The 13,365-nt window shown below is 65.5% G+C and carries 14 protein-coding genes; 7 read left to right on the top strand and 7 right to left on the bottom strand.

Annotated elements, in window-relative coordinates; genetic code table 11:
- The first annotated feature begins 6 nt into the window (after window positions 1-6).
- From AB7P10_RS05985 to nagZ, 7 genes are read left to right on the top strand one after another with little or no spacing between them, the layout of a single operon-like run.
- Complete coding sequence (locus AB7P10_RS05985; RefSeq protein WP_428292922.1) at window positions 7-354, top strand: DUF4845 domain-containing protein; 348 nt, start codon at window positions 7-9, stop codon at window positions 352-354.
- 43 nt (window positions 355-397) lie between these two features.
- Entirely contained in the window at window positions 398-1,141 is a 744-nt protein-coding gene (gene rnc / locus AB7P10_RS05990) for a ribonuclease III (RefSeq protein ID WP_428292923.1), read from the top strand.
- Window positions 1,142-1,149: 8 nt separating this feature from the next.
- Window positions 1,150-2,178 (top strand): GTPase Era, encoded by a 1,029-nt coding sequence (gene era, locus AB7P10_RS05995; RefSeq protein ID WP_428292924.1) that lies wholly within the window; start codon window positions 1,150-1,152, stop codon window positions 2,176-2,178.
- A gap of 19 nt (window positions 2,179-2,197) precedes the next feature.
- The gene (gene recO / locus AB7P10_RS06000; RefSeq protein WP_428292925.1) at window positions 2,198-3,016 is read left to right on the top strand and encodes a DNA repair protein RecO; all 819 of its coding nucleotides are present in this window, start codon (window positions 2,198-2,200) and stop codon (window positions 3,014-3,016) included.
- On the top strand, window positions 3,013-3,780 hold the full coding sequence (locus tag AB7P10_RS06005) for a pyridoxine 5'-phosphate synthase (RefSeq protein ID WP_428292926.1): 768 nt from the start codon (window positions 3,013-3,015) through the stop codon (window positions 3,778-3,780). The genes recO and AB7P10_RS06005 overlap by 4 nt, the downstream gene beginning before the upstream one ends.
- Window positions 3,777-4,169: a holo-ACP synthase gene (gene acpS / locus AB7P10_RS06010; RefSeq protein WP_428292927.1), complete on the top strand. Its 393-nt coding sequence runs from the start codon at window positions 3,777-3,779 to the stop codon at window positions 4,167-4,169. Before AB7P10_RS06005 ends, acpS begins: the two co-directional genes overlap by 4 nt.
- A 6-nt stretch (window positions 4,170-4,175) precedes the next feature.
- Window positions 4,176-5,270, top strand: a complete 1,095-nt coding sequence (gene nagZ, locus AB7P10_RS06015) for a beta-N-acetylhexosaminidase (protein WP_428292928.1) — start codon at window positions 4,176-4,178, stop codon at window positions 5,268-5,270.
- A gap of 31 nt (window positions 5,271-5,301) precedes the next feature.
- Here nagZ and AB7P10_RS06020 read toward each other — a convergent pair whose 3' ends face one another.
- From AB7P10_RS06020 to AB7P10_RS06050, 7 genes are read right to left on the bottom strand one after another with little or no spacing between them, the layout of a single operon-like run.
- Window positions 5,302-5,985, bottom strand: a complete 684-nt coding sequence (locus AB7P10_RS06020) for an LON peptidase substrate-binding domain-containing protein (protein ID WP_428292929.1) — start codon at window positions 5,983-5,985, stop codon at window positions 5,302-5,304.
- On the bottom strand, window positions 5,982-6,860 hold the full coding sequence (gene accD, locus AB7P10_RS06025; protein ID WP_428292930.1) for an acetyl-CoA carboxylase, carboxyltransferase subunit beta: 879 nt from the start codon (window positions 6,858-6,860) through the stop codon (window positions 5,982-5,984). The genes AB7P10_RS06020 and accD overlap by 4 nt, the downstream gene beginning before the upstream one ends.
- 44 nt (window positions 6,861-6,904) lie before the next feature.
- Complete coding sequence (gene trpA / locus AB7P10_RS06030; protein ID WP_428292931.1) at window positions 6,905-7,714, bottom strand: tryptophan synthase subunit alpha; 810 nt, start codon at window positions 7,712-7,714, stop codon at window positions 6,905-6,907.
- Window positions 7,711-8,979, bottom strand: a complete 1,269-nt coding sequence (gene trpB / locus AB7P10_RS06035; protein ID WP_428292932.1) for a tryptophan synthase subunit beta — start codon at window positions 8,977-8,979, stop codon at window positions 7,711-7,713. The genes trpA and trpB overlap by 4 nt, the downstream gene beginning before the upstream one ends.
- A gap of 46 nt (window positions 8,980-9,025) precedes the next feature.
- A complete protein-coding gene (locus AB7P10_RS06040) occupies window positions 9,026-9,703 on the bottom strand; it encodes a phosphoribosylanthranilate isomerase (protein WP_428292933.1) in 678 nt (225 codons plus the stop codon).
- Window positions 9,700-10,521 carry a tRNA pseudouridine(38-40) synthase TruA gene (truA, locus tag AB7P10_RS06045; RefSeq protein WP_428292934.1) on the bottom strand — a complete coding sequence of 274 codons (822 nt, stop codon included), beginning with the start codon at window positions 10,519-10,521 and terminating at the stop codon, window positions 9,700-9,702. The genes AB7P10_RS06040 and truA overlap by 4 nt, the downstream gene beginning before the upstream one ends.
- A 22-nt stretch (window positions 10,522-10,543) precedes the next feature.
- Window positions 10,544-13,147, bottom strand: coding sequence for a FimV/HubP family polar landmark protein (locus AB7P10_RS06050; protein WP_428292935.1), 2,604 nt, complete (start codon window positions 13,145-13,147; stop codon window positions 10,544-10,546).
- Between the last annotated feature and the right edge of the window lie 218 nt (window positions 13,148-13,365).

The raw sequence follows: 13,365 nt of genomic DNA on the forward strand, positions 1-13,365 counted from the left end.
GTGACTATGCAACTGAAACGGCAACAACAGGGTCTGACCTTCTTCGGCCTGCTCATTGTGGGCATCCTGCTCGCCTACTCGGGCGTGATCCTGGCGCAGGTCGCACCCACGTACATCGAATACATCGCGGTGCAGAAGGCGGTCGACAAGGCCTCGGCAGGTTCCACCGTGGCCGAGGTGCGCAGCATCTTCGACAAGGCTGCGGCCATCGACGACATCAGGACCATCTCGGGCAAGGACCTGGCCGTGGGCAAGGAAGGCGACCGCGTCGTGGTGTCGTTTGCCTACGTGCGTGAGATCCACCTCGTGGGGCCTGCTCACCTTGTGATGAAGTACGAAGGCCGATCGAAGTGATCAACATGGCGGGCCGGCAGCGTCCCCGCGGGCGCTGGTCCCTTTGAGTTCCCATCTGCTGGCGCTGCAAAAGCGCCTTGAACACCCGTTTGCCAATCCGCGCCTGCTGGAGCGCGCACTGACGCACCGCAGCTTTTCCGCCGACCACAATGAGCGGCTGGAGTTCCTGGGGGACTCCGTTCTGAATCTGGCCGTTTCCGGTCTGCTGTTCGAGAAGCTCAGTCAGTTGCCCGAGGGCGATCTCTCCCGGGTGCGGGCGAACCTCGTCAAGCAGGACACCTTGTTCCAGATCGCCTCCGACTTGGGCTTGTCAGCGGGACTGCGCCTGGGTGATGGTGAGAAGCGATCCGGAGGACACAAGCGACCCTCCATCCTGGCCGATGCGCTGGAGGCGGTGATCGGCGCTGTTTATCTTGACGCCGGTTTTGAGGCCGCCGCCGCGCTGGTGCGGCGGCTCTACAGCGGCGTCGAGCTCAGTGCTCAGATGAGTGCCATGGGGAAAGACCCGAAGACCGAATTGCAGGAGTGGCTGCAGGCGCGCAAAATGAAGCTGCCTGTGTACCGTGTGGTGGCCACGCTGGGCGAGGCGCACAAGCAGACTTTCGACGTGGAATGCACTGTCTCCGAGACCGGCCGCACCGAGCGTGGCATCGGCGCATCGCGCCGGGCGGGAGAACAAGCCGCCGCCGCCGCCATGCTGCAACACCTTGCGTCGCAAGCGACCCCTACTATTGCGACGACATCCCCGGACAACCAGACTCCGGTTCAACCCATTCGGCCTCGCTGAACACCATCATGCCTGCTTCCCCTGCTCCAGCACCCGCCAATCCCGATCTGGATGCCATGCTGGCCCGGGTTCTGGGCAAGGATCCCGCGAGCCCGATCACGGTGGACGATGTGTCCACCGGTGGGGAGCCTGCCGTGTCGGCCCCGGTCGACCCTGCCGCTCAGCGTTGCGGGTATGTCGCCATTGTCGGCAAGCCCAATGTGGGCAAGTCCACCCTGCTCAACGCGCTGGTGGGGCAGAAGGTCAGCATCACCTCTCGCAAGGCCCAGACCACGCGCCACCGCATCACTGGTATGCGCACGCTGGGAGACACCCAGTTCATCTTCGTCGACACACCGGGATTCCAGACACGCCATGGCAACGCGCTCAACCGCGCGCTGAACAAGACCGTGCTCGGCGCCGTGAACGATGTGGATCTGATTCTGTTCGTGGTGGAGGCAGGCCATTTCAACCTGGCCGATGCCAAGGTGCTTTCGCTGCTGCCCGCCAATGTGCCTACCATGCTGGTGGCCAACAAGTTCGACTTGGTTCACCGCCGGGGTGACCTGGCGCCCTGGTTGCGCTCCATGCAAGAGCGCCATGCCTTTGCCGAGTTCGTGCCCATGTCGGCCAAAACGCCGAAGGATATCGAACGCCTGTTCGGCATCTGCGAAAAGTACCTCCCCCGGCAACCCTGGATGCACGATCCAGATGACCTGACAGACCGCAGCGAGCGATTCATGGCTGCAGAGATGGTGCGCGAGAAGCTGTTCCGCCTGACCGGCGATGAACTGCCGTACACCTCCACCGTGATCATCGATAAGTTCGAGGAGGAGGGCGCCCTCAAGCGCATCGCCGCCACCATCGTCGTCGAACGCGAAGGGCACAAGGGCATGGTCATCGGCGAGAAAGGCGAAAAGCTCAAGCGCATTGGCACCGAGGCCCGGCAGGAGCTGGAAAAGCTCTGGGACTGCAAGGTTTTCCTGGAGCTGTGGGTCAAGGTGCGCTCGGGCTGGGCCGACGACGATGCGCGGGTGCGCTCGTTCGGCTACGAATAGACGCGCACGGCCGCACGCCATGGCCCTGAAACGCTTTTCCGAAGAGCCCGCATTCGTTCTGCACCGCTACGACTGGAGCGAGTCCAGCCTCGTGCTTGAAGTCTTCACCCGCCACCATGGCCGGATAGCGCTGGTGGCCAAGGGTGTGAAGCGACCGACATCCCAGTTCCGTCCTGTGCTCTTGCCCTTGCAGCCACTGAACGTGTCGTGGACCGGCGATGCCGAGGTGCGCACGCTCAAGGCCGCGCACTGGCAGGGTGGCCACGTCATGCCCACCGGCGAGGCGCTGTTGTCGGGCAGTTACCTCAACGAGTTGCTGATGCGCCTGCTGGCGCGCGATGACCCGCATGAGTGCCTGTTCGATCACTTCACCACGGCCGTGCAGTTGCTGGCCGAGAAGAGTGATGTGCAGCAGTTGGTGCTGCGAGCGTTCGAGCTGCTGTTGCTGCGCGATGTCGGTCTGCTGCCCGATCTGGCAAAGGAGAGCAGCTCGCTGGCCGAGATAGAGCCATGGCGTCGCTACGTGCTGGTACCCGAGAGCGGGCTGATTCCCGCCCAGGTTGAGGACGAATGGTCGCTCACTGGCGAGCAGTGGCTCGGTTTGCAGGAAGCCATGGACGACCCGGCGCCGTTTGTTCCCACCTTGCGCGCTTGCGCCGCCTGCCTGCAAGCCCTGAGGCAGCCATTGCGCAACCTGCTGCACTACCATTGCGGCGTGCGCGTGTTCAAGACGCGTCAGTTGATGCTCGATGTGCAGGCCATGACCCGGCCGCAAGCCGCACTGGGCCCCAACCTTGATGTCCTTTCTGATTCCCTCACCACCTTGAGCGCGCCATGACCGCGGCATCCCCTACCCTGTCCATGAAGACCGCGCTGTCGGTGAACCTGAACAAGGTCGCTCTGGTGCGCAATACGCGCCATCTCGGCATTCCGTCCGTCACACGCGCGGCCACCCTGTGCCTGCAGGCGGGCGCGCATGGCATCACCGTGCACCCGCGGCCGGATGAACGTCACATCCGGGCGCACGATGTGCACGATCTGGCCGAGTTGCTCAAGGCCTGGCCGGGGCGAGAGTTCAACATTGAGGGCAATCCGTTTCACAACCTCATGGGCTTCGTGCGCGCGGTGCGTCCCCACCAGGTCACTTTCGTGCCCGACAGCGAGGGGCAGTTCACGAGCGATCATGGCTGGAACTTTCCAGCCGATGCTGATCGCCTGCGTCCTCTGGTCGACGAGGCGCACGCACTCGGCGCGCGTGTGAGCCTGTTCATGGACGCCGATTCTGAACAGATGGCTGGCGCCAGAGAGGTCGGGGCAGACCGCGTGGAGCTCTATACCGAGCCCTACGCGGCCGCCTGGCACACGACGCAGCGCGGCGCGCAACTGGAACGCTTTCGTGCGGCCGCCCAGGCCGCGCTGGATGCCGGCCTGGGTGTGAATGCGGGACACGATCTCAACCTGGAGAATCTCACCGCGTTCGTGCGTGCGGTGCCGGGGCTGAGCGAGGTGTCCATTGGCCACGCCTTGATCGCCGATGCGCTCGAGCTCGGCTACGCCGAGACGGTCGCCGCGTACCAGCGCTGCATCGACGAGGCCCGATGATCTACGGCATCGGTACCGATATCTGCGACATCCGGCGCATCGAAGCTGTGCTGCGGCGCCAGGGCGAGCGCTTTGCCCGCAAGGTGCTGAGCGATGCCGAGTTCGCCGTCTGGCAGCGACGCGGCGCGCGCTGGCCCCAGCGGGGGCTGCGCTACCTTGCCACCCGTTTCTCTGCCAAGGAAGCGTTTTCCAAAGCCGTCGGCATGGGCATGCGCCTGCCCATGACCTGGCGCAACTGCGAAATCAGCAATCTGCCGAGTGGCCAGCCCGTCATCGTGCTCCATGGCGACCTCAAGACCTGGTTCGAGACGCAGGGCCTTCGCGCCCATGTGACCGTGACCGACGAAACCGACTATGCCGCCAGCTTCGTGGTGGTGGAGCAAGACTGACACCCCATGCACGCACACGCACCTCTCGTCATCGACGTGGCCGGACACAGCCTGACCACCGTGGATCGCCAGCGCCTGGCCCATCCGCTGGTAGGCGGTGTGATCCTGTTTGGCCGCAACTGGAAAGACCGCACACAACTCGTCGCGCTCTGCCGCCAGATCAAGGCGGTGCGGCACGATCTGCTGATCTCGGTGGACCACGAGGGAGGGCGCGTGCAGCGCTTCCGCACCGATGGCTTTACCCACCTGCCGCCCATGGCCGCGCTGGGCGCCATGTGGATGCGCGCCGCGAAGGCCGGCGAGCCCGAAGGCGCTGCCGCGCTGGAGGCGGCCAACGCGGCCGTGGCCACGGGCTATGTGCTGGGTGCCGAGTTGCGTGCCTGCGGCGTGGACATGAGTTTTGCGCCGGTGCTCGATCTCGACCATGGTGAAAGCTCCGTGATCGGCGACCGCGCTTTCCACCGCGACCCCCGCACGGTCACGGTGCTGGCGCAGAACCTGATGCACGGCCTGCGGCAAAGCGGCATGGCGCATTGCGGCAAACACTTCCCTGGTCATGGTTTCGTCAAGGCCGACTCGCACCACGCGATTCCTGTGGACCGGCGCAGCCTCAGGGCCATCCTGGCCGAGGACGCAGCCCCTTATGGCTGGCTCTCGGCCACCCTCGAAGCCGTGATGCCGGCACACGTGATTTACCCCAGGGTCGACTCGCTGCCCGCGGGTTTTTCGTCGCGCTGGCTGCAGGACATCCTGCGGCACCGTCTGGGTTTCAGGGGCGCCATCTTCAGCGACGACCTGAGCATGGCCGCTGCACGTCAGATCGGTGGCCGCGAAGTGAGTTTCACCGAAGCCGCGCTGGCCGCGCTCGCCGCGGGCGCTGACATGGTTCTGCTCTGCAACCAGTCGGTGGTGGACGGCGGTGCGCCAATCGACGAGGCGATAGATGAGCTCTCGCAGGCTGCACTGAAAGGGCGCTGGCAACCGGGCGCCTTGAGCGAGGAGCGCCGCCTGGCACTGCTGCCGAGGGCGGCATCCCCGGAATGGGAGGCGCTCATGGTCAGCGAACGTTACATGCAGGCGCTGTCGCTGCTGCCGGGTTGACACGCGTTCCCGCGCAAGCGGGCGGAGGATGTCAGCCGCCCCCCAGTCCGAGTTTGTCCAGCAGATCCGAGACGAGTTCGAGTCGCAGCACGGGGCTGTCGAGGGTCATCAGCCGTTGCTTGAGTTCGGCTGGCGCGGGCAACAGTTCGGCCCATCGGTTGGCGACCCATCCGCTGTCGTCCCACTGATAGGGCGCTTGCAGGGGAAGTTGATCCAGGCTGCCTGGATCGCGCTCTTGCAGGTTCTGCAGCAGTCGCTGCAATGCGTCGCGGGTGGGGATGAGGTGCTCAGGTATCGGCACCAGGGTTTCCGGTTCGTCCAGTTGCACGTCAGCCACCCAGAGGCCATGCGGCAACTGACTGCGGCGGATCACGTGAAAGCGCTGAAGGCCGCGGCAGCGGATCATCATCAGGCCCGGCTGTGGTCTATCCAGGCTCTCGATGTGTGCCAGCGTTCCCACGGGGTGAAACACCTCCCGGGCAAACCCATCCCCGGTGGGTGGAGCGGCGGGATCGATACGCCGCACCTCGCTGCCCTCGCTCAGACACACAACACCAAAGGGAGCCCCTGCCTTGTGGCAACGGCCGATCATGTCGAGGTAGCGCACCTCGAAGATGCGCAGCGGCAACCAGCCCCCCGGGAACAGCACGGTCTGCAGCGGAAACAGGGGCAGTTGCGACAGCGTGAGCGCCTCTGCCGGGCGCGGGGAAGTCAATCGTCGACCACCGCGTCGGCGCTCTGGCGCTGCAGCATCGCCAGGGTGTTGGCAATGGAGGAACGCAGTTCGCGCCGGTCGCAGATGAAGTCGACTGCGCCTTTGGTCTGCAGGAACTCGGCGCGCTGGAAACCGTCGGGCAGTTTCACCCGCACGGTGTTTTCGATCACGCGCGGCCCCGCAAAGCCGATCAATGCCCTGGGCTCGGCAATCACCACGTCGCCCAGGAAGGCGAAACCCGCACTTACGCCGCCCATGGTCGGGTCGGTGAGCACGCTGACGTAGGGCAGGCCTTTTTTCGCGAGCCGGGTCAGCGCCGCGTTGGTCTTGGCCATCTGCATGAGGGATAGCAGGCCTTCCTGCATGCGTGCGCCACCGGTGGCGGTAAAGCACACGAAGGGAACCTTCTGGGCAATGGCTTCCTCGACGCCGCGCACGAAACGCTCGCCCACCACCGAACCCATCGAGCCCCCCATGAAGTCGAACTCGAAGCAGGCCACCACCAGGTTGATACCGTGCACCGCGCCGCCCATGACGACCAGCGCGTCGGTCTCGCCGGTGGTTTCCAGCGCATCCTTCAGGCGCTCGGGGTATTTGCGGCTGTCCTTGAACTTGAGCGCGTCGACCGGCAGCACTTCCTGGGCAATCTCGTAGCGGCCTTCGGCGTCCAGAAAGGCGTTGAGACGCGCGCGCGCACCGATGCGGTGGTGGTGGCTGCAGTGCGGGCAGACGTTCTGGTTCTTTTCCAGGTCGTTCTTGTAGAGAACGGCTTCGCAGCTCGGGCACTTGATCCACAGGCCCTCGGGCACGCTGCGGCGTTCGGTGGGATCGGTTGGCGTGATCTTCGGTGGCAGCAGTTTTTCAAGCCAGGACATGGTGCTTCTCCGTGCGGTGGCGCCGGCAGGGCGCAATGGGCGAATTATGCGTCGAGCGCTTTCCGGATGGTGCGAAGGAAGTGGATGGCAACAGCCACCACTTTTTCGTGCGGTTCGTTTTCCAGCAACTGGATGATCTTGCTGCCAATCACGACCGCATCGGCGGTCTGGCCGATGGCGCGCGCGGTCTCTGCGTCGCGGATGCCAAAACCCACGCCGACAGGGATGCTGACGTGCGCTCGGATGCGCGGCAACATCGTCTGGACCTGGCCGACATCGAGCGTGCCCGCACCTGTGACTCCCTTGAGCGAGACGTAGTACACGTAGCCACTGGCCACACGCGCCACCTGGGCCATGCGCTCATCGGTGGAGGTCGGGGCCAGCAGGAAGATCAGGTCCATGCCGTGCGCACGCAACGAGGCTGCGAAGTCTTCGCATTCCTCGGGCGGGTAGTCAACCACGAGCACGCCATCGACGCCCGCAGCGCTCGCGTCGCGCACGAAGGCGCCAGTGCCATGTTTCTGGTCGTACCGTTCGATGGGATTGGCGTAACCCATGAGCACCACGGGCGTGGTGGTGTTGCGCTCACGAAACGTGCGCACCATGCCCAGCACCTGCACCAGTCCAATGCCCAAGGCCAGGGCACGATCGCCGGCTTTCTGGATCACGGGGCCGTCGGCCGAGGGATCGGAGAAGGGCACGCCCAGCTCGATGATGTCGGCACCGGCCTCGGCCATGCCGTGCATCAGTTCGGGCGTGATGTCGGCGAACGGATAGCCGGCCGTGACGTAGGGAATCAGGGCTTTGCGGTTCTGGGCCGTGAGCTGCGCGAGGGCATTTTCAATGCGGCTCATTTCGTGACCCCTCCCTTGACCGTGTGTCCGCGCATGGACGGCCTGTCGTAGAAGTCGGCTCCCGACAGATCAGCGACGGTGCCGATGTCCTTGTCACCCCGGCCCGAGAGGTTGACCAGTATGGACTGATCGGGTTTCATGGTCTTGGCCAGTTTCATCGCGTACGCCACCGCGTGGCTGGATTCCAGTGCAGGGATGATGCCCTCGGTGCGGCAAAGGTGGTGAAAGGCTTCGAGCGCCTCGGTGTCCGTGATGCCCACGTATTCGGCGCGGCCGATGTCCTTGAGGAAGGCGTGCTCCGGGCCGACGCCGGGATAGTCCAGGCCAGCGCTGATGCTGTGCGTCTCGGTCACCTGGCCGTTGTCATCCTGGAGCACATAAGTGCGGTTGCCGTGCAAAACGCCCGGGCTGCCCTTCTGCAGCGAGGCCGAATGCTTGCCGCTGTCCAGGCCTTCGCCCGCGGCCTCCACACCGATCAGGCGCGTTTTCTCGTGACCGATGTAGGGGTGGAAGATGCCCATGGCGTTGCTGCCACCGCCCACGCACGCGATCACCGCGTCGGGCTGCTTGCCTCGGCAGCCCGCGGCTTTGAGCATCTGCGGCATCTGCACCAGGCACTCCTTGCCGATGACGCTCTGGAAGTCGCGCACCATCATTGGGTATGGGTGCGGGCCGGCCACGGTGCCGATGATGTAGAAGGTGTTGTCCACGTTGGCTACCCAGTCGCGCATGGCCTCGTTGAGCGCGTCCTTGAGCGTCTTGCTGCCGCTTTCCACTGGCACCACGGTGGCGCCGAGCAGCTTCATGCGGTAGACGTTGGGGCTCTGGCGCTTGACGTCCTCGCTGCCCATGTAGACCACGCACTCCAGCCCGTAGCGCGCGCAGATGGTGGCGGTGGCCACGCCGTGCTGGCCGGCGCCGGTTTCGGCGATCACGCGCGGCTTGCCCATGCGCCTTGCCAGCATGGCCTGGCCGATGGTGTTGTTCACCTTGTGCGCACCGGTGTGGTTGAGGTCTTCGCGCTTGAGGAAGATTTGCGCGCCACCGGCCTCACGGCTCATGCGGGCGGCGTGGTAGACCGGGCTTGGCCGGCCCACGAAGTGAGCGAGCTCGCTCTCGAATTCCGCGAGGAACTCCGGATCGTGCTGGTACTTCGCGTACGCCGCCTTGAGTTCGTTGATGGCGTGGGTGAGTGTTTCGCTCACGAAGCTGCCGCCGTAGATGCCGAAATGGCCTCGGGTGTCGGGTTGCTGGTAGGTTTGCATGGGGAGCCTTGAAAGGACCACTTGCCCGGCTCCCGGTCAGGGAGGGTCAGGGCAGGCGGGAAATCTGTGCGTCGGCCGCGCGCACGGCGGCCACGAAGGCGAGCATCTTGTCGGGGTCCTTGATGCCTTTGGCGGCTTCGACCCCGGAGCTCACGTCAACGGCCCACGGCCGCACGCGAGAGATGCCATCGGTCACGTTTGCAGGCGTGAGTCCACCAGACAAAACGAGGCGAGAGCTTGCGTTTAGAAGTGGATGTGACCAAGGGAATGCAGTCCAGTCAAAGGATTGACCACCTCCGCCATACCCTTCGACCAGGGCGTCGAGCAGGATGGCCTGGGCAGCCGCGTGTTCCGAGGCGTATTTTAGAAGATCGAAGCCCGCCCCCGTTGGTCCGGTGGGAATGCGCGCGGCCCGCAGGTAGGGGCGGCCTGCGGCCCGGCAGTCTGCCGGCGTTTCGTCGCCATGGAACTGCAGCAGCGCTTGCGGCACGGCCGCGCAGCCGCGCGTGATGTGCTCCGGACTGGCGTTGACGAACAGCAGCACCGGTGTCACGAAGGGAGGAAGGCGGCGGGCCAGTTCGCCCGCCCGCTCAGCGCTCACGCGGCGCGGGCTCTGCTCGTACATCACGAAGCCTACCGAGTCGGCACCGGCGCGCACGGCGGCATCCACGTCGGCCTCGCGCGTGAGGCCGCAGATCTTGATGCGGGTGCGGTGGGTGTTCATGGTAACCAGTCAAAGGCGGGCGTGCGCTGTGGCAGACCCAGGGCCGCATCGTAGACCGGCCCGAGGAAATACAGGCCATCGGGGGAAAAGGTCGGTGCCGCCGCGTCGCGACTGCGTGCCTGCAAGACCTCGGTCATCCAGGTGGGTGGGCGGTTGCCGGTGCCAATCGCAATCAGGCAGCCCATGATGTTGCGAATCATGTGATGCAGGAATGCCGTGGCCTCGAACTCGAACCGCCAGTAGCTACCACGCCGCGCTATGTCCACCCGCAGCAGGCGCTTGACGGGAGAATGGGACTGGCATTGCGCCGCACGGAAGGACGTGAAGTCGTGTTCGCCCACCAGCGCCTGCGCGGCATACAACATGGGCTCCAAGCGCAGCGGGCGGAAGACCCAGCCCACCTGGCCGGCCTCCACGCTGGGGCGCACGGGTGACTCCAGCAGGACGTAGGCGTATCGGCGTGAGCGCGCGCTGGCGCGGGCATGGAAGCTGCCCGGTACCTTGCGTGCCCATTGCACCGCAATGTCGTCCGGGAGAAAGCTGTTGGTGCCGCGCACCCAGGCGTTCTCTGCTCGGTCCAGCGGAGTGTCGAAGTGCACCACCTGCATCAGACCGTGCACACCTGCGTCGGTACGACCGGCGCACAGCGTCCTCACAGGATCTCCAGCCGAGAAACGGGCAAGGGCTTGTTCAAGCCGGTCCTGCACCGTGCGCCCGCCCGGTTGGCTTTGCCAACCGTCGTAGGCGCGACCGTTGTAGCTCACGCCCAGCGCGATGCGGGTTTTCGCGGAATCGGGCGCCGGAGACGGGAGAGGCAAAGATGAAACCGGCGCGGAAGTGTCAGGCCAGATCGGCGAGGAAGGTGCCGGCTTTGGTCTTGAGCGATCCGGAGGCTTCGGCCAGCACCTCCTCGGCCAGCGAACGCGCGCCCTCGAAATCGCCAATGGCGCGGAATTCCTCGGCCAGGGACAGCTTGGTTTCGAGCGGGTTCTCTTCGGTCAGGCGACCCGCCGAGGTGACCTCTTCCTGTGTCGGTGGCGTGCCGAGGTCAAGGTTGAGGTTGTTGAGATCGAACGACATCATCTCGGGAGCCGCCACCGGCTGACTTTGAGGCTCCTCGTCGGTATGGCCCGCCGTGCCCAGATCAATGATGGCCTCCTCGTCGACGGTAGACGCCACAGGCGACATGGCGACGGGTTCGGGCTCGGCACTGATCGGGTCGGCGGTCGACAGTGGTGCGGGACCGGACGGGAAGTCCAGATCGAAGTCCATGGACATGGATGAAGGAGGGCCCTCCTTGGCAGCCTCTGCCTGATGGGTCAGTTCTTCGGTGGCACTGAGATCGTCCATGCCGGAGAGGGCAGCTTCGCCAGGCTTCTCAATGGGGGCCGGTGCCGAAGGTTCGTCGAGCGAGAAGTCCAGATCCAGGTCCAGGTCACCCATGCCCGAGGGCGTGCCAGACGACTTGCCGGGTTCGGCCAGGGTGCTGCTGCCGAACGGCATCGTGTTCATGACGCCACCTTCGGCGCCCACCGCCGCAGCCACTTTGACCGCCGGACTGCCACCCGGCTGGTACAGCGGGTTGGACGGATCGAGTTCCTTGCCCAGTTCACAGGCATGCTCCCATTCGGGGCCTTCACCCCGGGTGAGGCCATAGGCCTCGGTGGCCACCACTTCGAACGCCCGGGCGTCTCGGCGCTTGGCGTATATCTCGAGCAACTTGTTGTGGATGGCCACGCGCGTGGGCGTGCTGCGCATGGCTTCTTTGAGGATTTCCTCGGCCTGAAGATCGCGGCCATAGGCCAGATACACATCGGCTTCTGCCACTGGGTCCACGTCTCCTGCGGCGTCCAGTTGGCTGGGCGAATAGACCATGGAGGAGCCCGATGCCACGGACTCGGCCGTGTCGATGCGCTGCCCGCCACTGGAGCCGAAGAAAGAGTCCGGCTGCAGGCGGCTCTCCAGGAACGAGCTGTCCACGCTCGAACCTTGCTTGCGTTGACGCATGCGGTAGATGCCGAAGCCCGCCAGCAGGGCGAGCAGGCCACCGGCCAGTGGCAGGACCAGCGGGTTGTCGCGCAGCTGGTCGATGAACGAGGGCTCGTCCGGCAACGGCGTGGGCACCGGCAACGGCGGCTTGACGGGTGCCGGCGTGGTGGAGGGGGTAGCCGCCGCAGGTTCAGGGGCCGGGGCTGGCTCCGCAGCGGGGGCAGCAGCGGGTGACGCGGCTTCCGCTGGCGCTGGAGCGGTGGGGACCGTCACCGTTGGGGCAGGCGATTCAGCTTGTGTGGGTGCGGCCGCGGGCGGTGCCGGAGTTGCCGGTGTGGCGGCAGGCGCGGTACCCGCCGCACCGAGCTTGGACAACTCCTCGATGTTGCGGGAAAGCTCGGCCACGCGCGTGGAGGCTTCCTTGGCCTGACGTTCTTGCGCGATCTTGTCTTCGCCAGCGGCCTGGCCAGGCACAGGCTCCTTGGACAAGGTCAGCTTGTCGGCAGTCGGTGCGGCAGGGCTGGCGTCCCTTACCTCGGTCTGGACTTGTCCGGCCGCCTGGCGGTCGGCGGCTGGCACACCGGCATCAGGCGCGCTGCCTGCCAGGCGGCGACGGAACTCATTGAAGTCACGGCTTTGCGCCGTGATGGTCTGGCGGGCCTCGGCTGCGGGGATGGCGCCTGCCTGTGCAGCGGTCGGGAGGTCCATCACGACGCCAGCCTTCATGCGGTTGACGTTGCCCGCGATAAAGGCATTGGGGTTCTGCTGCAGCATGGCCACGAGCATCTGGTCCAGCGACACATTGGCGGGCTTGTTGGCCGCGGCGATCCCGCCGGCAGTGTCGCCGCGCTGCACGCGAACCTGTCCACCGCCCTCGCTGCTGGGGGCTGGCGCGGGTGTAGGAGGTGTTTGCTGCGCCACGGGTGCAGGCGCGGGAGCCGGTCGGGGTGACTGGATCTGTGGAGTCACGGGCGCAGGGATCGGGCGCGGCGCCTGCGCGGTGGAAGGCACGGGCGCGGAAATGCCAGGGGCCACGGGTGCGGGCGGCGTCGCGGGCCGCAGATTCGGCGGATCAAACAGCAGGGTGTAATCGCGCACGATCCGGCCGGATGACCAGTTGGCCTCCACGATCAGGTCGACGAAGGGTTCGGTCACAGGGCGTGAGCCTGTCAACCGCAGGTAGGCACGGCCGTCCGCTCGGCGCTGCAGCGATACCTGCAGGGTAGTCAGCGCGGCGTTGATTTCAGCGCCGGCGGCACGAAAGGTGTCGCCAGAGGCGAGGCCCACTCGAAGCGAGGCCGCTTCGTCGGCGGTGATCTCCGGCACATCGATTTCGGCCCGCAGGGGTTCTCCGAGTGCCGATTGAACGACAACGCGCCCGAGGGCCAGAGCCCGTGCATCGTTGTGCTGGACCAGGCCCGCACACAGCAGCGCCGCCGCAGCGACCGCATGCAACCGCGCGAGCCCTTTGAAACCAGCACTTTGTTGCAGTTGTCGGGGCTTGTGGGAAGGGGTGTGGCGGGAGTTGGATGGCACTTTGACCTCGACGTAAAAAACCGAGAATTGACCTTAACATCAACGGATTACAGTGACAAGCTGAGAATCCGCTTGAGTTTCTCAGCCGACCATCCGTCGTCCGCGTCACAGGTGTTCGCGTTGCAGAGGCGCAACGT

It is taken from the genome of Hydrogenophaga sp. (genome assembly GCF_050182545.1).
Taxonomy (GTDB): Bacteria; Pseudomonadota; Gammaproteobacteria; order Burkholderiales; family Burkholderiaceae_C; genus Hydrogenophaga.